At 51.4% G+C, this 19,382-nt stretch carries 16 protein-coding genes and 2 tRNA genes; 17 read left to right on the top strand and 1 reads right to left on the bottom strand.

What is annotated here, in order from left to right; translation table 11 throughout:
* The first annotated feature begins 62 nt into the window (after window positions 1–62).
* The 17 genes from rlmE (at window position 63) to M2403_RS13630 (ending at window position 18,182) form a co-directional block, all read left to right on the top strand.
* Window positions 63–692 carry a 23S rRNA (uridine(2552)-2'-O)-methyltransferase RlmE gene (gene rlmE, locus M2403_RS13705; RefSeq protein WP_152325290.1) on the top strand — a complete coding sequence of 210 codons (630 nt, stop codon included), beginning with the start codon at window positions 63–65 and terminating at the stop codon, window positions 690–692.
* Between the two features lie 56 nt (window positions 693–748).
* The gene (ftsH, locus tag M2403_RS13700) at window positions 749–2,692 is read left to right on the top strand and encodes an ATP-dependent zinc metalloprotease FtsH (RefSeq protein WP_165059684.1); all 1,944 of its coding nucleotides are present in this window, start codon (window positions 749–751) and stop codon (window positions 2,690–2,692) included.
* Between the two features lie 123 nt (window positions 2,693–2,815).
* Complete coding sequence (folP, locus tag M2403_RS13695; protein WP_259229539.1) at window positions 2,816–3,655, top strand: dihydropteroate synthase; 840 nt, start codon at window positions 2,816–2,818, stop codon at window positions 3,653–3,655.
* A 2-nt stretch (window positions 3,656–3,657) separates the two neighbouring features.
* Complete coding sequence (gene glmM, locus M2403_RS13690) at window positions 3,658–4,998, top strand: phosphoglucosamine mutase (RefSeq protein ID WP_152325287.1); 1,341 nt, start codon at window positions 3,658–3,660, stop codon at window positions 4,996–4,998.
* Window positions 4,999–5,258: 260 nt separating this feature from the next.
* Window positions 5,259–5,594 carry a preprotein translocase subunit SecG gene (gene secG, locus M2403_RS13685; RefSeq protein ID WP_101078321.1) on the top strand — a complete coding sequence of 112 codons (336 nt, stop codon included), beginning with the start codon at window positions 5,259–5,261 and terminating at the stop codon, window positions 5,592–5,594.
* A gap of 83 nt (window positions 5,595–5,677) precedes the next feature.
* Window positions 5,678–5,764, top strand: a tRNA-Leu gene (locus M2403_RS13680).
* 59 nt (window positions 5,765–5,823) lie between these two features.
* Window positions 5,824–5,900 (top strand) — tRNA-Met (locus M2403_RS13675).
* A gap of 231 nt (window positions 5,901–6,131) precedes the next feature.
* Window positions 6,132–6,584, top strand: a complete 453-nt coding sequence (rimP, locus tag M2403_RS13670) for a ribosome maturation factor RimP (RefSeq protein WP_147243271.1) — start codon at window positions 6,132–6,134, stop codon at window positions 6,582–6,584.
* 23 nt (window positions 6,585–6,607) lie between these two features.
* Window positions 6,608–8,116: a transcription termination factor NusA gene (gene nusA, locus M2403_RS13665; RefSeq protein ID WP_152325286.1), complete on the top strand. Its 1,509-nt coding sequence runs from the start codon at window positions 6,608–6,610 to the stop codon at window positions 8,114–8,116.
* A gap of 24 nt (window positions 8,117–8,140) precedes the next feature.
* Entirely contained in the window at window positions 8,141–10,834 is a 2,694-nt protein-coding gene (gene infB, locus M2403_RS13660) for a translation initiation factor IF-2 (protein WP_152325285.1), read from the top strand.
* A gap of 78 nt (window positions 10,835–10,912) precedes the next feature.
* Complete coding sequence (gene rbfA, locus M2403_RS13655; RefSeq protein ID WP_101078324.1) at window positions 10,913–11,326, top strand: 30S ribosome-binding factor RbfA; 414 nt, start codon at window positions 10,913–10,915, stop codon at window positions 11,324–11,326.
* Window positions 11,327–12,271: a tRNA pseudouridine(55) synthase TruB gene (truB, locus tag M2403_RS13650; RefSeq protein WP_195813599.1), complete on the top strand. Its 945-nt coding sequence runs from the start codon at window positions 11,327–11,329 to the stop codon at window positions 12,269–12,271.
* 122 nt (window positions 12,272–12,393) lie between these two features.
* Window positions 12,394–12,663, top strand: a complete 270-nt coding sequence (gene rpsO / locus M2403_RS13645; protein WP_014333706.1) for a 30S ribosomal protein S15 — start codon at window positions 12,394–12,396, stop codon at window positions 12,661–12,663.
* A gap of 273 nt (window positions 12,664–12,936) precedes the next feature.
* Window positions 12,937–15,060: a polyribonucleotide nucleotidyltransferase gene (gene pnp / locus M2403_RS13640; protein ID WP_152325283.1), complete on the top strand. Its 2,124-nt coding sequence runs from the start codon at window positions 12,937–12,939 to the stop codon at window positions 15,058–15,060.
* A 129-nt stretch (window positions 15,061–15,189) separates the two neighbouring features.
* The gene (gene nlpI, locus M2403_RS13635; RefSeq protein WP_112286786.1) at window positions 15,190–16,074 is read left to right on the top strand and encodes a lipoprotein NlpI; all 885 of its coding nucleotides are present in this window, start codon (window positions 15,190–15,192) and stop codon (window positions 16,072–16,074) included.
* A 115-nt stretch (window positions 16,075–16,189) separates the two neighbouring features.
* Complete coding sequence (gene yrbN, locus M2403_RS24940) at window positions 16,190–16,270, top strand: protein YrbN (RefSeq protein ID WP_096335046.1); 81 nt, start codon at window positions 16,190–16,192, stop codon at window positions 16,268–16,270.
* Window positions 16,260–18,182, top strand: a complete 1,923-nt coding sequence (locus M2403_RS13630) for a DEAD/DEAH family ATP-dependent RNA helicase (protein ID WP_152325282.1) — start codon at window positions 16,260–16,262, stop codon at window positions 18,180–18,182. The genes yrbN and M2403_RS13630 overlap by 11 nt, the downstream gene beginning before the upstream one ends.
* 89 nt (window positions 18,183–18,271) lie before the next feature.
* Here M2403_RS13630 and M2403_RS13625 read toward each other — a convergent pair whose 3' ends face one another.
* Window positions 18,272–19,297 (bottom strand): luciferase-like monooxygenase, encoded by a 1,026-nt coding sequence (locus M2403_RS13625; RefSeq protein WP_152325281.1) that lies wholly within the window; start codon window positions 19,295–19,297, stop codon window positions 18,272–18,274.
* Window positions 19,298–19,382: the final 85 nt, after the last annotated feature.

Raw genomic sequence — 19,382 nt, 5'->3', positions numbered from 1 at the left:
CTAACAGCTTGTTCCAAAAGCTCTAACTCAGGGTGGTTGGAAAACTATATGGTTATTAAATAATGTCTAATAAGAAGCGTTCTGCAAGTTCCAGTCGCTGGTTGCAGGAACACTTTAGCGATAAATATGTGCTACAAGCACAGAAAAAAGGCCTACGTTCCCGTGCCTGGTTTAAACTTGATGAAATCCAGCAAGGCGATAAGCTGTTTAAACCGGGTATGACAGTCGTCGATTTAGGTGCCGCACCGGGCGGTTGGTCGCAGTTTGCGGCGACCCAAATCGGCAACAAAGGGCGAATTATTGCTCTGGACCTTTTACCTATGGATCCTATTGTAGGAGTCGATTTCCTTCAGGGGGATTTTCGTGATGAATTAGTTCTCAAAGCGCTGCTCGAACGCGTGGGAGAAAACAAAGTTCAGGTGGTCATGTCCGATATGGCCCCGAATATGAGCGGTACTCCGGCAGTCGATATTCCAAAATCGATGTATCTGGTTGAGTTAGCGCTGGATATGTGTCGGGATGTATTAGCACCAGGCGGAAGTTTCCTGGTGAAGGTGTTTCAGGGAGATGGCTTTGATGAATACCTGCGGGAAATTCGCTCCCTGTTTACGAAGGTGAAGATTCGTAAGCCAGACGCTTCCCGAGCACGTTCGCGAGAAGTGTACATCGTAGCGACAGGGCGGAAAGAGTAGTACCCTAACGCTGTTTGTTAACACAGTTGTAATATGAGGTTAATCCCTTGAGTGACATGGCGAAGAACCTGATCCTCTGGTTAGTCATCGCGGTTGTATTGATGTCTGTATTTCAGAGTTTTGGGCCCAGCGAGTCGAATGGCAGTAAGGTGGATTACACTACCTTTACTACCGAAGTGGCCCAAGACCAGGTTCGTGAAGTACGTATCAATGGACGTGCGATTGACGTAACCAAAAAAGACAGCAGCAAATACACAACCTATATCCCGGTAAATGACCCTAAATTACTGGATACGCTGCTGAGCAAAAACGTGAAAGTTGTTGGCGAACCGCCTGAACAGCAGAGCTTCCTCGCAACTATCTTTATTTCATGGTTCCCGATGCTGCTCCTGATTGGCGTCTGGATATTCTTTATGCGACAAATGCAGGGTGGCGGTGGCAAAGGCGCAATGTCCTTTGGCAAAAGCAAAGCCCGCATGCTGACGGAAGACCAAATCAAAACCACATTCGCTGATGTTGCAGGTTGCGACGAAGCGAAGGAAGAAGTGAGCGAACTGGTAGATTACCTGCGCGAGCCGAGCCGTTTCCAGAAATTGGGCGGTAAAATTCCTAAAGGCGTTCTGATGGTCGGTCCTCCGGGTACCGGTAAAACCTTGCTGGCTAAAGCCATTGCAGGTGAAGCTAAAGTTCCATTCTTTACTATTTCCGGTTCTGACTTCGTTGAAATGTTCGTGGGTGTGGGTGCATCTCGTGTGCGTGACATGTTCGAACAGGCGAAGAAAGCCGCTCCATGTATCATTTTCATCGATGAAATTGACGCCGTTGGCCGTCAGCGTGGTGCAGGTTTAGGCGGTGGTCACGATGAACGTGAACAAACGCTGAACCAGATGTTGGTTGAGATGGATGGCTTCGAAGGTAACGAAGGGATCATCGTTATTGCCGCGACTAACCGTCCAGACGTTCTTGACCCGGCATTGCTGCGTCCAGGCCGTTTCGACCGTCAGGTTGTGGTTGGCTTGCCGGACGTTCGTGGCCGTGAACAGATTCTGAAAGTTCACATGCGTCGTGTTCCTTTGGCCACTGACGTTGATGCTTCTGTGATTGCCCGTGGTACACCTGGTTTCTCCGGTGCTGACCTGGCAAACCTGGTCAACGAAGCTGCGCTATTCTCCGCACGTGGTAACAAACGCGTGGTGTCTATGGTTGAGTTCGAAAAAGCCAAAGACAAAATCATGATGGGTGCAGAACGTCGTTCCATGGTGATGACAGAATCGCAGAAAGAATCGACCGCGTATCATGAAGCAGGCCACGCCATCATTGGCCGTCTGGTTCCTGAACACGACCCTGTGCATAAAGTGACGATTATTCCTCGCGGTCGTGCATTAGGTGTGACCTTCTTCCTGCCTGAAGGCGATGCCATTAGCGCCAGCCGTCAGAAACTCGAAAGCCAGATTTCTACCTTGTACGGTGGCCGTCTTGCTGAAGAAATCATCTACGGCGTGGAAAAAGTGTCTACCGGCGCGTCTAACGACATTAAAGTTGCAACGTCGATTGCCCGTAACATGGTGACGCAATGGGGCTTCTCAGAGAAATTAGGTCCGTTGCTGTATGCAGAAGAAGAAGGCGAAGTCTTCCTCGGTCGTTCAGTGGCGAAAGCTAAGCATATGTCTGATGAAACAGCCCGCATCATCGACCAGGAAGTAAAATCACTGGTTGAGCGTAACTATGTGCGTGCACGCACTTTGCTGATGGAAAACATGGATATCCTTCATTCAATGAAAGATGCCCTGATGAAATATGAAACTATCGATGCACCACAAATTGACGACCTGATGAACCGTACAGAAGTTCGCCCGCCAGCAGGCTGGGACGATGCAAACGGTAAAAACGGTAACGGCAATTCTAACGACGGTGGTGCGCCTAAAGCCCCAACGCCAGTTGACGAACCTCGTACACCAAATCCTGGCAACACGATGTTTGAGCAATTCAGCGGCAAATAAGCAGCTGGTTGGAAAATAACGCAGATAACACTCAACCCCGGGCTTGCCCGGGGTTTTTTATGCGTGCATTCTTTGTCTCGGAATTTGAAACTGCCTCACGAACGACCAGAAGGGACATGATTTATGCACCTCACAGCCAGAGAGTCGATACTGGATCTCACTTTTCCCCAGGTGATGGGGATCCTGAATGTTACCCCGGATTCTTTTTCCGATGGCGGGCGACACAACACGCTGGATCTTGCGCTTCGACACGCTCAGGCGATGGTTGATGCTGGCGCGACAATCCTTGATATCGGGGGCGAATCAACGCGTCCGGGCGCAGCTGAAGTGAGCGAAGATGAAGAACTGGCCCGCGTGGTACCGATCGTTGAGGCGATAGCCCGGCGTTTTGATGTCTGGATTTCTGTCGATACCTCGAAGGCTTCAGTGATCCGCGAATCCGCGAATGCGGGCATGCATTTGATTAACGACATTCGTTCGCTTCAGGAGCCGGGAGCATTGCAGGCTGCGGCAGAAACCGGGTTACCCGTTTGTCTGATGCACATGCAAGGAGACCCGAAAACAATGCAGTATTCTCCGCATTACGGGGATGTAGTTGCCGAAGTTGAGCAGTATCTTGCCGGGCAAATTTCGCGTTGTGTGAACGCCGGTATTCCTAAAAATAAATTGTTACTCGACCCCGGCTTCGGTTTCGGTAAAAATCTGGAACACAATTACCAGATGCTCGCCCGACTGGCAGAATTCCATCATCTGGGATTGCCGCTTCTGGTGGGTATGTCGCGAAAATCTATGGTGGGACAACTGCTGCATGTGTCACCTGAAAAGCGGGTTACCGGGAGTGTCGCCTGTGCAGTCATCGCGGCTATGCAAGGCGCTCAGATAATCCGGGTACATGATGTCAAAGAAACCGTTGAAGCGATGCGTATCGTCGAAGCCACACTTTCTGCAAGGAATAAAAAATAACTATGAGCAACCGTAAATACTTTGGGACAGATGGCATCCGCGGAAAAGTAGGCGATAGCCCGATTACACCTGATTTTGTTCTGAAACTCGGCTGGGCTGCCGGCAAAGTGCTGGCACGACACGGTTCGCGCAAAGTTATTATCGGCAAAGACACCCGCATTTCCGGTTATATGCTGGAATCTGCACTGGAAGCCGGGCTGGCTGCGGCCGGTCTGTCGGCTTCTTTCACCGGGCCTATGCCAACGCCAGCGGTTGCTTACCTTACAAGAACATTCCGCGCAGAAGCGGGGATTGTTATCTCTGCATCGCATAACCCTTACTACGACAACGGCATCAAGTTTTTCACCATCGACGGGACGAAACTGCCTGATGAAGTTGAAGAGGCTATTGAAGCTGAGCTGGAAAAACCGCTGACCTGCGTAGAGTCTGCCGAACTGGGCAAAGCCAGCCGGATCGTTGACGCAGCAGGCCGTTATATCGAATTTTGCAAAGGTACATTCCCGAGCGAACTGAGCCTGAATAGCCTCAAAATTGTGGTCGACTGTGCCAATGGCGCAACCTATCACATTGCCCCAAGCGTGCTGCGCGAACTGGGTGCTAAAGTGATTGCGATCGGCTGCGAGCCTGACGGCATGAACATCAATGAAGAATGCGGTGCGACTGATGTACGTCAGTTGCAAAAACGCGTTCTGGCAGAAAAAGCTGACCTCGGTCTGGCATTTGATGGCGACGGTGACCGTTTGATCATGGTTGACCACGAAGGCAACAAGGTCGATGGCGACCAGATCCTTTATATCATTGCGCGCGAAGGTTTGCGCCAGGGGCAGCTGAAAGGCGGCGCCGTGGGCACGCTGATGAGTAATATGGGGCTGGAACTGGCGCTCAAACAGCTGGGCATTCCTTTCACCCGCGCTAAAGTCGGCGACCGCTACGTGCTGGAGAAAATGCAGGAGAAAGGCTGGCGTATCGGTGCAGAAAACTCAGGTCACATTATCCTGCTGGACAAAACCACCACAGGAGATGGCATCGTGGCAGGTTTGCAAGTGCTCACTGCGATGGTTCGCAACCATATGAGCCTTCACGATCTTTGCAGCGGCATGAAATTGTTGCCGCAGATTTTGGTGAATGTTCGCTTTGCCGGGGAACACGATCCGCTGGAATCCGACGACGTCAAAAAAGTGACTGCTGAAGTGGAAAAAGAGCTGGGTGGTCGCGGCCGTGTGCTGTTACGCAAATCAGGCACCGAACCGTTGCTGCGCGTGATGGTTGAAGGCGAAGACGCGGCACTGGTCGAAAAACTGGCGAACCGTATCGCCGATGCCGTAAAAGCCGTGAAGCCGTAAGCCGATAAAAAACGGTGAATTTTCATTTTTTTACGCCGCCGCTTTATTTCCGGGGAGCGGCGTAAAATTAATCACTTTGGTTGTTTTGACGGATATTTGACGATTTTTTCCGCAAACGAACAATCTGATGAAAATTGCCCTTGCGCGGTAATACGGCTTTGGTTAGTATTCACACCCGCTTCAGTGGGTCCTTGAACGACCTGCTAAATTGGTGAGAAGCAATTGGCATGCGGTGAACCCGCGAGGATACAGGTACTACTATGTACGACGCTCTTCTGGTGATTTTCCTTATCGTAGCAATCGGCCTTGTGGCTCTGGTTATGCTGCAACAGGGTAAAGGCGCTGATATGGGAGCCTCTTTCGGAGCAGGTGCTTCTGGCACATTGTTCGGTTCGAGTGGTTCCGGTAACTTCATGACCCGCATGACAGGCATTTTGGCCGCACTGTTCTTTATCATTAGTTTGATTCTTGGGAACATGAGCACCAATAAAGGCCAAAAAGGTAGTGAGTGGGAAAACTTAAGTCAGCCAGCACAAACTGAGCAGACAACTGCACCGGCCGCTCCAGCAGCGCCTAACAGTGACGTTCCTCACTAAGCAGTAAACTTCTTATCAAAAGAAGCAGAGTTTTAAACAGTGGCTTGTGCTTGGACAGTATGAGCGATTGTGAAAAAAAGAGTGCCGAGGTGGTGGAATTGGTAGACACGCTACCTTGAGGTGGTAGTGCCCGAATGGGCTTACGGGTTCAAGTCCCGTCCTCGGTACCAATCTTTATGATAACTTGCTTTTAAGCGGTTATCGGCGTAGTATTTGCCACGTTTTCGGACGCGGGGTGGAGCAGCCTGGTAGCTCGTCGGGCTCATAACCCGAAGGTCGTCGGTTCAAATCCGGCCCCCGCAACCACTTTCCCTAAGTGTTTATTTCAAATAGACTTTCAGTATCTTCCTGTGATGTTCTGCAGCTCCAATTTGAAAGCTTCAATTTGAAAATAATACTTTGCGAAAGTTGCACCGAAGCCGCCTGTGCGGCAAATAGGGTCCAGTTGCATAAAGCCCCGATTTATCGGGGTTTTTTGTTATTTGGCAACAGAATCACTGGGCTATTTAGCCCTTTTTTTATGTCTTGGGGGTGGGCTTGTCCACATTAGAACAAAAATTAACAGAGCTGATTACAGCACCAGTCGAGGCACTTGGCTTTGAGCTGGTGGGCATCGAGTTCGTTCGGGCTCGCCAATCGACGTTGCGCATCTATATTGATAGTGACGCCGGGATCAATGTTGATGATTGTGCTGATGTCAGCCACCAGGTGAGCGCTGTGCTGGACGTAGAAGATCCAGTCACCGTCGCCTATAACCTGGAAGTTTCCTCTCCAGGCCTTGATCGTCCTATGTTCACCGCTGAACATTATCAACGTTTCCTCGGTGACGAAGTTAGCATTGTCCTGCGAATGGCTGTGCAGAACCGTCGCAAATGGCAGGGCATTATTAAGGCTGTCGAAGGCGAAATGATCACGGTGACAGTGGAAGGGAAAGATGAAGTGTTCGCACTGAGCAACATCCAGAAAGCGAACCTGGTACCCCACTTTTAAAGAGTTTGGAAGAGGCAACTAGGATGAACAAAGAGATTCTGGCTGTTGTAGAAGCAGTTTCTAATGAAAAATCCCTCCCGCGCGAGAAGATTTTTGAAGCGCTGGAAATTGCATTATCAACAGCGACCAAGAAAAAATACGAGCAGGAAATCGAAGTCCGCGTCAGCATTGACCGCAAAACCGGTGACTTTGATACCTTCCGTCGTTGGGTTGCAGTCGACGAAGTGACTCAGCCTACCCGCGAGATCACCCTCGAGGCCGCACAATACGAAGATCCGTCCATCGAGCTTGGCGGATACATCGAAGACCAAATTGAGTCGGTCACTTTCGACCGCATCACCACGCAGACTGCTAAACAAGTTATCGTACAAAAAGTACGTGAAGCGGAACGTGCAATGGTGGTTGAGCAATTCCGCGAACAACAGGGCGAAATCGTCACTGGTGTCGTTAAAAAAGTAAACCGCGACAGCATCGCACTGGATTTAGGCAGCAACGCTGAAGCCGTTATCCTGCGTGAAGACATGCTTCCGCGTGAAAACTTCCGCTCTGGCGACCGTATCCGTGGCGTGCTGTATGATGTTCGTCCGGAAGCACGTGGCGCCCAGTTGTTTGTCAGCCGTTCACGTAATGAGATGCTGATCGAACTGTTCCGCATCGAAGTACCAGAAATTGGTGAAGAGCTGATTGAGATTAAAGCGGCAGCCCGTGATCCCGGTTCCCGTGCAAAAATCGCAGTGAAAACCAACGATAAACGTATCGACCCGGTAGGTGCCTGTGTCGGTATGCGTGGCGCACGCGTTCAGGCCGTATCCAGTGAACTGGGCGGTGAACGTATCGATATCATCCTTTGGGATGATAATCCTGCGCAATTCGTGATCAACGCTATGGCGCCGGCAGATGTCGCTTCCATCGTTGTTGATGAAGATAAATGCACCATGGATATCGCCGTCGAAGCCAGCAACCTGGCACAGGCGATTGGCCGTAATGGTCAGAACGTGCGTTTGGCCTCCCAATTGTTGAAACAGCATCGTGGTGATGACAAGTGGGAACTGAACGTGATGACAGCAGACGACCTGCAAGCCAAGCATCAGGCTGAGGCACACGCTGCGATTGATACCTTCACGAAATACCTGGCCATTGATGAAGATTTTGCCACGGTTCTGGTAGAAGAAGGTTTCTCTACGCTTGAAGAACTGGCTTACGTGCCAGTCAACGAACTGCTTGAAATCGACGGCCTGGATGAAGACACCGTGGACGCGCTGCGCGAACGTGCAAAAGAAGCGCTGACCACTATTGCTTTAGCCCAGGAAGAAAGTCTCGGTGATAAAAAGCCTGCTGATGATCTGCTGAACCTGGCGGGTCTGGAACGTAGCATGGCATTTAAACTGGCTGCCCAAGGGGTTTGTACGCTGGAAGATCTTGCCGAGCAGGGTGTCGACGATCTGGCTGATATTGAAGGTCTTACTGACGAGCGGGCTGGTGAACTTATCATGGCTGCGCGCAATATCTGCTGGTTTGGCGACAACGCGTAATAAACTGTAGCAGGAAGGAACAGCATGACAGATGTAACTGTAAAATCGCTGGCGGCAGAGATTCAGACACCGGTAGATCGCCTGGTACAGCAATTTGCTGATGCAGGGATCTCGAAGTCCGAAGCTGACTCTGTGACCCAGCAAGAAAAAGAAACATTGTTGGCGCATCTGAATGGTGGAAACTCAGGTGCGACAAACAAACTGACGTTACAACGCAAAACGCGTAGTACACTGAATATTCCGAGCACCGGCGGGAAGAGTAAATCGGTGCAAATCGAGGTCCGCAAGAAACGCACTTATGTTAAACGTGATATGACCGAGGCAGAGATTGCCCAGGCCGAAGCGGAAGAGCAGGCGAAGCGTGACGCGGAAGAACAGGCACAGCGTGTAGCAGCAGAGCAAGCCCAGCGCGAAGCTCAGGAAAAAGCCAAGCGCGCCGCCGAAGAGCAAGCTAAACGTGAGGCCGCTGATAAAGCTAAGCGTGACGCAGCGGAAAAAGATAAAGTGACGAATCAACATACCGATGAAGTAACCAAACCAGCTCAGGCAGAGAAAGCACGCCGTGAAGCTGAAGCCGCAGAGCTGAAACGCAAAACGGAAGAAGAAGCCCAGCGTAAGCTTGAAGAAAACGCCAAGCGCATTGCAGAAGAAGCCCGTAAAATGGCTGACTCTGGTGTCTGGACTGAAACTGCCGCGCCAAGCGAATCAGAATCTGCTGACTACCATGTCACCACTTCTACCCACGCCCGTGCTGCTGAAGACGAGAATGACGCCAAAGTTGAAGGCGAACGTCGTAGCCGTACCCGCGGTGGCAAAGCGACCAAACAGAAGAAAGGCAACAAGCTGTCCGAATCTAAAGCGGATCGCGAAGAAGCCCGTGCTGTTGGCCGTAATGGTAAAGGCAAACGCAAACCAAGCACCCTGCAACAGAGCTTCAACAAGCCTGTTATCGCGGTTAACCGTGATGTCGTGATTGGCGAAACCATTACTGTTGCCGAACTGGCAAACAAAATGGCAGTGAAAGGTTCTCAGGTCATCAAAACCATGATGAAACTGGGCGCCATGGCCACCATTAACCAGGTTATTGATCAGGAAACTGCTCAACTGGTTGCGGAAGAAATGGGCCACAAAGTTATTCTGCGTCGTGAGAACGAGCTGGAAGAAGCGCTGATGAGCGATCGTGATACAGCTTCTTCTGCTGCCGCTGAGCCACGTGCTCCGGTTGTGACCATCATGGGCCACGTTGACCACGGTAAAACCTCTTTGCTTGACTACATTCGTTCTACGAAAGTGGCAGCAGGCGAGGCCGGTGGTATTACCCAGCACATCGGTGCTTATCACGTTGAAACCGAAAATGGCATGATCACCTTCCTGGATACACCGGGACACGCCGCGTTTACTTCAATGCGCGCTCGTGGTGCTCAGGCTACGGACATCGTGGTTCTGGTTGTTTCTGCTGATGATGGCGTGATGCCACAAACGATCGAAGCAGTTCAGCATGCGAAAGCTGCTGGTGTGCCAATCGTCGTTGCAGTCAACAAAATTGATAAGCCAGACTCTGATCCGGATCGCGTTCGTACCGAACTGTCTCAGTACGGCGTTATGCCAGAAGAGTGGGGCGGTGAGTCTCAGTTCATCCACGTTTCTGCTAAAGTCGGTACTGGTATCGACGATCTGCTGCAAGCCATCTTGCTGCAAGCTGAAGTTCTGGAACTGAAAGCTGTTCGTACCGGTATGGCGAGTGGTGTTGTGATCGAGTCCTTCCTGGATAAAGGTCGCGGCCCGGTTGCTACCGTTCTGGTTCAGGAAGGTACGCTGAATAAAGGCGACATCATTCTGTGTGGCTTCGAATACGGCCGTGTCCGTGCGATGCGTGACGAAATGGGTCGTGACATTCTGTCAGCAGGTCCTTCAATCCCTGTCGAAGTGCTGGGTCTGTCCAGCGTTCCTGCTGCAGGTGATGAAGTGACCGTTGTTCGTGACGAGAAGAAAGCTCGTGAAGTTGCTCTGTATCGTCAGGGTAAATTCCGCGAAGTTAAACTGGCTCGTCAGCAGAAATCTAAACTGGAGAACATGTTCGCGAACATGACCGAAGGTGAAGTTTCTGAACTGAACATCGTTCTGAAATCTGACGTACAGGGTTCTTGCGAAGCGATTTCCGATGCATTGCAGAGCTTGTCTACCGACGAAGTGAAAGTCAAAATCGTAGGCATGGGTGTAGGTGGTATCACCGAAACTGATGCAACGCTGGCTGCTGCTTCCAACGCGATCATCCTCGGCTTCAACGTCCGTGCAGATGCTTCTGCCCGCCGTGTCGTAGAAAGCGAAAGCCTGGATCTGCGTTACTATTCCGTTATCTATAACCTGATTGACGAAGTTAAGCAGGCGATGAGCGGTATGTTGGCGCCAGAGTACAAACAGCAAATCATCGGCCTGGCTGAAGTTCGTGACGTGTTCAAGTCACCTAAATTCGGCGCAATTGCAGGTTGTATGGTTACTGAGGGTATGATCAAGCGTAACAACCCAATCCGTGTACTGCGTGATAACGTGGTGATCTACGAAGGCGAGCTGGAATCCCTGCGTCGCTTCAAAGATGACGTTGCTGAAGTTCGTAACGGCATGGAATGTGGTATCGGCGTTAAGAACTACAACGATGTGCGTGCTGGCGATGTGATCGAAGTCTTCGAAATCATCGAGATCAAACGTACTATCGCTTAACGTTTGCGAAGTAGCTGATATCCAGATGGGGGCCTTGCGCCCCCTTATTTGTCTGGATCAAGTGAGGAGAAAAGCATCATGGCAAAAGAATTTAGCCGTACTCAGCGCGTCTCTCAGGAGATGCAAAAAGAAATCGCTATTATCTTACAGCGCGAAGTCAAAGACCCGCGCGTAGGAATGGCGACAGTTTCAGGCGTTGAAGTTTCACGCGATCTGGCTTATGCCAAAGTATTCGTGACCTTCCTGGACGTTCTGACGACTGACAATCACGATCCTGATCGTGTCAAAAATGGCATCAAAGCTTTGCAGGACGCATCCGGTTTCATCCGCACGCTGATCGGTAAAGCAATGCGTTTGCGCGTCGTGCCGGAACTGACTTTCGCTTACGACAACTCTTTGGTTGAAGGTATGCGCATGTCTAACCTGGTGACCAACGTTGTGAAGAACGATGCCGAACGTCGTTCAGCTGCAGGCGATGACGAGGAAGTATAAATGAGCCGCCCACGTCGCCGCGGCCGTGACATTCACGGCGTTCTGCTACTGGACAAATCGATTGGCTTGTCGTCCAACGATGCTCTGCAAAAGGTTAAACGTCTTTATAACGCTAACCGCGCAGGGCATACCGGTGCGCTGGATCCTCTGGCTACCGGCATGTTGCCGTTGTGCTTAGGTGAAGCCACCAAGTTTTCCCGATTCCTGCTCGATTCCGATAAGCGTTATCGTGTTATCGCCCGTATGGGACAGCGCACGGACACATCTGATGCTGAAGGCGCGATCATTTCTGAACGTGAAGTGACCTTCAGTCAGCAGCAACTGGATGACGCACTCAACAGCTTCCGCGGGGAAACCCAGCAAATTCCTTCCATGTATTCTGCACTGAAATACGAAGGGAAAAAGCTGTATGAGTACGCGCGCCAGGGCATCGAAGTTCCGCGAGAATCGCGCAGTATTACAGTGTATGAACTCAAGTTCATCCGCTGGGAAGGTTTTGAAGTTGAGCTGGAAATCCACTGCTCAAAAGGTACTTACATCCGTACGATTGTCGATGATCTCGGCGAGAAGTTGGGGTGTGGTGCGCACGTGACTTATCTGCGTCGTTTGCAGGTCGCAACCTATCCTTCTGAGCGTATGGTCACCATGGAAAAACTCCATGAATTGATTGCTCAGGCTGAAGAGCAGGGCATAGAGCCTCGTCTTTTGCTGGATCCTTTGTTGTTGCCGATGGACAGCGCATGTGAAGACTTCCCGGAAGTGAATCTGCTGCCTGTGGTGGCCGGATATGTTAAGCAGGGCCAACCTGTTCAGGCATCTGGCGCGCCGGCGAGTGGCATGGTTCGCATAACCGAAGGCGAAGAACGTAAGTTTATCGGTGTGGGCGAAATAGATGATGATGGGCGCATTGCGCCGCGTCGTTTAGTCGTCGAATACACGGATTAAGCGCTTTCTGCTCACCTTGCGATCACATATAGCAAAGGGTAGAATAGCGCAGCTTATGCATTGGGTAGCTGAATTAGAGATCGGCTCCCGTTTAATTATCTATAATATTTTGGAGTAAGATTATGTCTCTAAGCGTTGAAGCTAAAGCTCAAATCGTTTCCGACTTCGGTCGTGGCACTAACGACAGTGGTTCTACCGAAGTTCAGGTTGCTCTGCTGACTGCTCAAATTAACCATCTGCAAGGTCACTTTGCAGAGCACAAAAAAGATCACCACAGCCGTCGTGGTCTGCTGCGTATGGTTTCTCAGCGTCGTAAACTGCTGGACTACCTGAAGCGTAAAGATGTAGCACGTTACACCAGCCTGATCGAACGTCTGGGTCTGCGTCGCTAATCAAGCGAGTTTCAGTGTAAAGGGGCCAATAGGCCCCTTTATTCTAGGAAGCATCAGCAAATCAGGTTACTGTATGGCTGCTGTTTCTATTGTTATTCTAAGAACATGAACTTCCGTTACAGATGTTTTCGCGCGGCTAATGAGAGACTTTATTGCCACAACGTCAGGCCAATAAGGATTGTCATTAGTCGCGAGAATGTAGTGAGAAGCTCGGATATTTATCGGTGTGAACTGCTGTCATAACAGCTGCGCGCCACAAACAAGGATATTACATTGCTTAATCCGACTATTCGTAAGTTCCAATACGGCCAGCACACCGTTACGCTGGAAACCGGCATGATGGCTCGTCAGGCTACTGCAGCTGTTATGGTTAGCATGGACGACACCGCGGTATTCGTTACCGTTGTTGGCCAGAAAAAAGCGAAACCAGGTCAGAGCTTCTTCCCGCTGACAGTTAACTATCAGGAGCGTACTTACGCTGCTGGTCGTATCCCGGGTAGCTTCTTCCGTCGTGAAGGCCGTCCAAGTGAAGGCGAAACGCTGACTTCGCGTCTGATTGACCGTCCGATCCGTCCTCTGTTCCCGGACTCTTTCCTGAATGAAGTTCAGGTTATCGCGACTGTGGTTTCCCTGAACCCACAAGTTAACCCTGACATCGTTGCGATGATCGGTGCGTCTGCTGCCCTGAGCCTGTCTGGTATTCCATTCAACGGCCCAATCGGTGCTGCACGCGTTGGTTACATCAACGACCAGTACGTTCTGAACCCAACCGCAGATGAGCTGAAAACAAGCCGTCTGGACCTGGTTGTTGCCGGTACTCAGGGCGCGGTGCTGATGGTTGAGTCTGAAGCTGAAGTGCTGAGCGAAGATCAGATGCTGGGCGCGGTCGTATTCGGCCACGAACAACAACAAATCGTTATCGACAACATCAACTCACTGGTTGCTGAAGCCGGTAAGCCAAAATGGGACTGGCAGCCAGAAGCGGTTAACTCCGAGCTGCACGCTCGCGTGGCTGCACTGTCTGAATCCCGTCTGGGTGATGCGTACCTGATCACTGATAAACAAGATCGTTACGCTCAGATCAACGTCATCAAATCTGACGTTGTTCAGGCTCTGCAAGCTGAAGACGACTCTCTGGATGCGGGCGAAATCTCCGACATCCTGGGCAGCATCGAGAAGAACGTGGTTCGTAGCCGTGTTCTCCGTGGCGAACCGCGTATCGATGGCCGTGAAAAAGACATGATCCGCGGTCTGGACGTGCGTACTGGCGTTCTGCCACGTACCCACGGTTCTGCGCTGTTCACCCGTGGTGAAACTCAGGCTTTGGTTACCGCAACTCTGGGTACTGCACGTGATGCGCAGAATCTGGATGAGCTGATGGGCGAGAAGACTGATAGCTTCCTGTTCCACTACAACTTCCCTCCGTACTCTGTTGGTGAAACAGGTATGGTTGGCTCGCCAAAACGTCGTGAGATTGGCCATGGCCGTCTTGCTAAACGTGGCGTGCTGGCAATGATGCCAAAACCAGAAGACTTCCCGTACACCGTACGTGTAGTTTCTGAAATCACCGAATCTAACGGTTCATCTTCAATGGCTTCTGTTTGTGGTGCTTCTCTGGCCCTGATGGATGCAGGTGTTCCGATTAAAGCCGCTGTTGCGGGTATCGCAATGGGTCTGGTTAAAGAAGACGACAGCTTTGTCGTTCTGTCCGACATTCTGGGTGACGAAGATCACCTGGGCGACATGGACTTCAAAGTGGCCGGTAGCCGCGACGGTATCACCGCGCTGCAGATGGACATTAAAATCGAAGGTATCACCCGCGAAATCATGCAGGTGGCTCTGAACCAGGCTAAGGGTGCGCGTCTGCACATTCTGGGCGTAATGGAACAGGCTATCAGCACACCACGTGGCGATATCTCTCAGTTTGCTCCACGCATCCACACCATCAAGATCAGTCCAGACAAAATTAAAGACGTGATCGGTAAAGGTGGTTCTGTGATCCGTGCTCTGACTGAAGAAACTGGCACCACTATCGAAATCGAAGATGACGGTACTGTTAAAATCGCAGCAACCGACGGCGAGAAAGCGAAATACGCTATCCGTCGTATCGAAGAGATCACTGCAGAAATCGAAGTGGGTCGTATCTATCAGGGTAAAGTGACCCGTATCGTTGACTTTGGTGCGTTTGTTGCCATTGGCGGCGGTAAAGAAGGTCTGGTTCACATCTCTCAAATCGCTGATAAGCGCGTTGAGAAAGTGACTGATTACCTGCAGATGGGCCAGGAAGTTCCGGTTAAAGTTCTGGAAGTTGACCGTCAGGGTCGTGTGCGTCTGAGCATCAAAGAAGCTACCGCACCAACTCAGGACGATACAACTGAGCAACCTGCAGCAGAATAATCTGTAACAGAAGTTTTACAGCTCCTTTCCAGCTGGAAGGGGGCTGTTCGTCTCACGAACGTAGGATGCGTTTGTGTTAAGCAAGCGGATGACAGGATGTTCATCCAATGTTTGTCTCCGGGAGTAGAAATGAAGCCTTTCTTGCGCTGGTGTTATGTTGCGACAGCACTTATGTTGGCAGGATGCAGCAACCATGATTGGCGTAAAAATGAAGTTCTGGCGATTCCGTTGCAGCCGACGTTGCAGCAGGAAGTCATTCTGGCACGCATGGAACAAATACTTGCCAGCCGGTCATTGACTGACGATGAGAGAGCACAGCTATTATATGAGCGCGGTGTGCTGTATGATAGTCTCGGGCTAAGAGCACTGGCGCGAAATGATTTTTCACAAGCGCTGTCTATTCGTCCTGATATGCCAGAAGTTTTTAACTACCTGGGGATTTACCTAACGCAGGCAGGCAATTTCGATGCTGCCTATGAAGCGTTTGATTCTGTACTAGAGCTTGATCCAACTTACAACTACGCGCGTTTGAACCGAGGTATCGCACTGTATTACGGTGGCCGATTCTCGTTAGCGCAGGATGATCTGCAGGCGTTTTATCGAGACGATCCAAATGATCCCTTCCGTTCGTTATGGCTTTATCTTGCGGAGCGAGAAATCAATCCGAAGAATGCCGAAGTAGCGCTCCAGGAGCGTTATGACAAAGCGGACAGAGGGCAATGGGGATGGAATATCGTCGAATTCTACCTGGGCAAAATCAGCGAATCTACGCTGATGGAACGCCTCAAGGCAGAAGCAACGGATAACACTTCGCTCGCTGAGCATCTCAGTGAAACTGACTTCTATTTAGGTAAGCATTACCTAAGTCTGGGGGACAAGAACAGCGCCGCGGCACTGTTCAAACTGACGGTAGCTAACAACGTCCATAACTTCGTTGAGCACCGCTATGCATTGTTGGAATTGGCGCTTTTGGGCCATGAGCAAGACGACCTATCAGAATCGGACCAGCAATAGCTGACGACACCAATCAGCCTTTTTAATCATGGTATCTGCCATTTTTAAGCGCCTTAACGGGCGAGGGTTGCTTTGTTCGTTTTATAATCTAATTTGAGCCGGTTCACACTTTTCAATGAAAATGACTGAAAATTTTCTCGACGAGTTATGTAGACTGGCTGCCATTATTAATGAGGCACGTGTACATGACTACTGAGCTTGAAACCTCTTTTGCTGACCTGGGGCTGTCTGCTCCGATCATTTCTGCCCTGACTGATTTGGGCTACGAAAAACCTTCACCAATTCAGGCTGAGTGTATTCCTCACCTGTTAAATGGCCGCGACGTTCTGGGCATGGCTCAGACAGGTTCCGGCAAAACTGCAGCGTTCTCTTTACCGCTGCTGCATAACATCGATGCTTCACTGAAAGCACCACAAATTCTTGTTCTGGCACCAACCCGCGAACTGGCGGTTCAGGTTGCTGAAGCAATGACTGATTTCTCTAAACATATGCATGGCGTGAATGTGGTTGCCCTTTATGGCGGCCAGCGCTATGACGTTCAGCTGCGCGCACTGCGTCAGGGACCACAAGTTGTTGTCGGTACCCCGGGCCGTCTGCTGGATCACCTGAAACGCGGCACCCTGAACCTCTCTAACCTGAGCGGCCTGGTGCTGGACGAAGCTGATGAAATGCTGCGTATGGGCTTCATCGAAGACGTCGAAACTATCATGGCGCAGATCCCGGCTGAACATCAGACCGCGTTGTTCTCTGCAACCATGCCAGAAGCTATCCGTCGCATTACCCGTCGCTTCATGAAAGAGCCTCAGGAAGTGCGCATCCAGTCAAGCGTGACAACGCGTCCGGACATCAGCCAGAGCTACTGGTCTGTATACGGCCTGCGTAAAAACGAAGCGTTGGTTCGTTTCCTGGAAGCAGAAGATTTTGATGCGGCGATCATCTTCGTTCGTACCAAAAACGCAACGCTGGAAGTGGCAGAAGCACTGGAACGTAGCGGCTACAGCAGCGCTGCACTGAACGGTGACATGAACCAGGCCCTGCGTGAGCAGACTCTGGAACGTCTGAAGGATGGCCGTCTGGATATTCTGATCGCAACCGACGTGGCAGCACGTGGTCTCGACGTAGAACGTATCAGCCTGGTTGTTAACTACGACATCCCGATGGATTCAGAATCTTACGTTCACCGTATCGGTCGTACCGGTCGTGCTGGCCGTGCAGGTCGCGCATTGCTGTTCGTTGAGAACCGTGAGCGTCGCCTGCTGCGTAACATTGAACGCACCATGAAGCTGACCATTCCAGAAGTTGAAATCCCAACTGCGGAAGTTCTGGGCGAACGTCGCCTGGCTAAATTCGCAGCCAAAGTTCAACAGCAACTGGAAAGCAGCGATCTGGATCAATACCGTGGCTTGCTGGCAAAACTGCAACCTGCAGAAGAGCTGGACATCGAAACGCTGGCCGCTGCACTGCTGAAAATGGCACAGGGCGAACGCCCTCTGATCGTGCCTGCTGATCAGCCGTTCAAAAGCCGTCCACCACGTCGCGAATTCGAAGATCGTGGCGACCGCGGTGACCGTGGCGATCGTCGTGACCGCCCGGCGCGTAACAGCGACCGCCCTGCACGTGATGGCGACAGCCCACGTCGTGAGCGTCGTGATGCTGGCGATATGGAACTGTATCGTATCGAAGTGGGCCGCGATGATGGTGTTGAAGTTCGTCACATCGTTGGCGCTATCGCTAACGAAGGCGATATCAGCAGCCGTTACATCGGTAACATCAAACTGTTCGGTACGCACTCCACTATCGAGTTGCCGAAGGGTATGCCGGGCGAGATTCTGTCTCACTTCACCCGTACCCGTATCCTGAACAAACCGATGAACATGCAGTTGATCGGTGATGCGCAGCCACAAGCTCCGCGTCGCGACCGTCCGGCAGGTGCTGGTGGTGAGCGTCGTGGTAACGGTGCTCCGCGTCCGTTCAATGGCGAACGTCGTGAAGGTGGCCGTGGTAACGGTGCTCCACGTTCTTTCAACGGCGACCGTCGTGAAGGTTCTTCAGCCGCTGGCGACCGTCGTCCGCCAAGCCGCGCACCACGTCGTACTACCGACGCATAATATTCTGATTTCAGTTCGCTGAATTTCAGATAATAAAAAACCAGCCTTTTAACAGGCTGGTTTTTTTCGTCTGCCATTTACCGCAACGTTTATCCGATGCGCTGTTCTTTCACCAAATCCCCCTGAAGCTGAGAGACAATCTCGAACGAATGCAGACGCGCCTGGTGATCAAAAATCTGACCGTTGATCATCAGCTCATCGGCCTCAGTTTCACGCAGAATATTTTGCAGCCCCTGACGCACCGTCTCTTTATTACCGACCACTGACATGCGCAGTGCGTTGTCGACGCCAAAGCGTTCCTGTGCTGACCACAGGCTTTCAATGTTATCGACCGGCGCAGGGAGTTTACCCGGCATCCCGCGGCGCAGATTAATGAACTGCTGCTGATTGGAGGTAAACATCCGGCGCGCCTCTTCATCGGTATCGGCCGCAATCGCGTTGATGCACACCATCGCGTGCGGCTTTTCGAGCTGCGCAGAAGGCTGGAATTTGCTGCGATAAATCGCCAGTGCCTGATAGAGCATATCTGGGGCAAAATGGGAGGCGAAGGCAAATGGCAGACCTAGCGCCGCCGCCAGTTGCGCGCTGTACAGGCTGGAACCCAGCAGCCAGATTGGCACATGCAAACCTTGTCCCGGCACGGCCTGAACGGCCTGCTGCGGCTGAACGTCGCCGAAATACATCTGCAATTCCTGAACATCCTGCGGGAAATTATCAATCTCCCCGGAAAGATGACGGCGCAGCGCAATCATCGTGCGCTGATCGGTTCCCGGTGCGCGGCCCAGGCCGAGATCGACACGGTTCGGATACAGCGTCGCCAGCGTTCCGAATTGTTCAGCAATCACCAACGGCGAATGGTTTGGCAGCATCACGCCACCGGAACCCACGCGTATTGTTTTCGTCCCGCCCGCAATATAACCCAGTAAAACGGACGTCGCGGCACTCGCGATGCCGGTCATGTTGTGGTGTTCTGCCATCCAGTAGCGCTGATAGCCCCATTTCTCGGCGTTTTGCGCCAGACTCAGAGAACATTGAAAAGCCTTCGCCGGATCAGCACCTTGCGGGACGGGTGCCAGATCGAGCACGGAAAGGGGAACGGTGTTTTTATCAGACATAATCACGGCTCACTCGTTGATGAAGAGGAGGGGAAAGGGTGCATTCCGCTCATAATTAAACCGAGTATTACCCATTACGCGTTCA

The sequence above is a fragment of the Rahnella sp. BIGb0603 genome, assembly GCF_024808755.1.
GTDB lineage: Bacteria > Pseudomonadota > Gammaproteobacteria > Enterobacterales > Enterobacteriaceae > Rahnella > Rahnella contaminans.
Note: the sequence above shows the minus strand (reverse complement) of the source record. Positions and strands in the feature narration are given on the sequence as shown.

What these genes read in the sequence shown, in the direction of transcription:
- nusA (WP_152325286.1), top strand. Translation starts at nt 6,608, where the DNA reads ATGAACAAAGAGATTCTGGCTGTTGTAGAAGCAGTTTCTAATGAAAAA.
- M2403_RS13625 (WP_152325281.1), bottom strand. Translation starts at nt 19,297, where the DNA reads ATGTCTGATAAAAACACCGTTCCCCTTTCCGTGCTCGATCTGGCACCC.
- glmM (WP_152325287.1), top strand. Translation starts at nt 3,658, where the DNA reads ATGAGCAACCGTAAATACTTTGGGACAGATGGCATCCGCGGAAAAGTA.
- folP (WP_259229539.1), top strand. Translation starts at nt 2,816, where the DNA reads ATGCACCTCACAGCCAGAGAGTCGATACTGGATCTCACTTTTCCCCAG.
- rlmE (WP_152325290.1), top strand. Translation starts at nt 63, where the DNA reads ATGTCTAATAAGAAGCGTTCTGCAAGTTCCAGTCGCTGGTTGCAGGAA.
- secG (WP_101078321.1), top strand. Translation starts at nt 5,259, where the DNA reads ATGTACGACGCTCTTCTGGTGATTTTCCTTATCGTAGCAATCGGCCTT.
- rpsO (WP_014333706.1), top strand. Translation starts at nt 12,394, where the DNA reads ATGTCTCTAAGCGTTGAAGCTAAAGCTCAAATCGTTTCCGACTTCGGT.
- truB (WP_195813599.1), top strand. Translation starts at nt 11,327, where the DNA reads ATGAGCCGCCCACGTCGCCGCGGCCGTGACATTCACGGCGTTCTGCTA.
- infB (WP_152325285.1), top strand. Translation starts at nt 8,141, where the DNA reads ATGACAGATGTAACTGTAAAATCGCTGGCGGCAGAGATTCAGACACCG.
- yrbN (WP_096335046.1), top strand. Translation starts at nt 16,190, where the DNA reads ATGAAAATGACTGAAAATTTTCTCGACGAGTTATGTAGACTGGCTGCC.
- rbfA (WP_101078324.1), top strand. Translation starts at nt 10,913, where the DNA reads ATGGCAAAAGAATTTAGCCGTACTCAGCGCGTCTCTCAGGAGATGCAA.
- ftsH (WP_165059684.1), top strand. Translation starts at nt 749, where the DNA reads ATGGCGAAGAACCTGATCCTCTGGTTAGTCATCGCGGTTGTATTGATG.
- M2403_RS13630 (WP_152325282.1), top strand. Translation starts at nt 16,260, where the DNA reads ATGACTACTGAGCTTGAAACCTCTTTTGCTGACCTGGGGCTGTCTGCT.
- nlpI (WP_112286786.1), top strand. Translation starts at nt 15,190, where the DNA reads ATGAAGCCTTTCTTGCGCTGGTGTTATGTTGCGACAGCACTTATGTTG.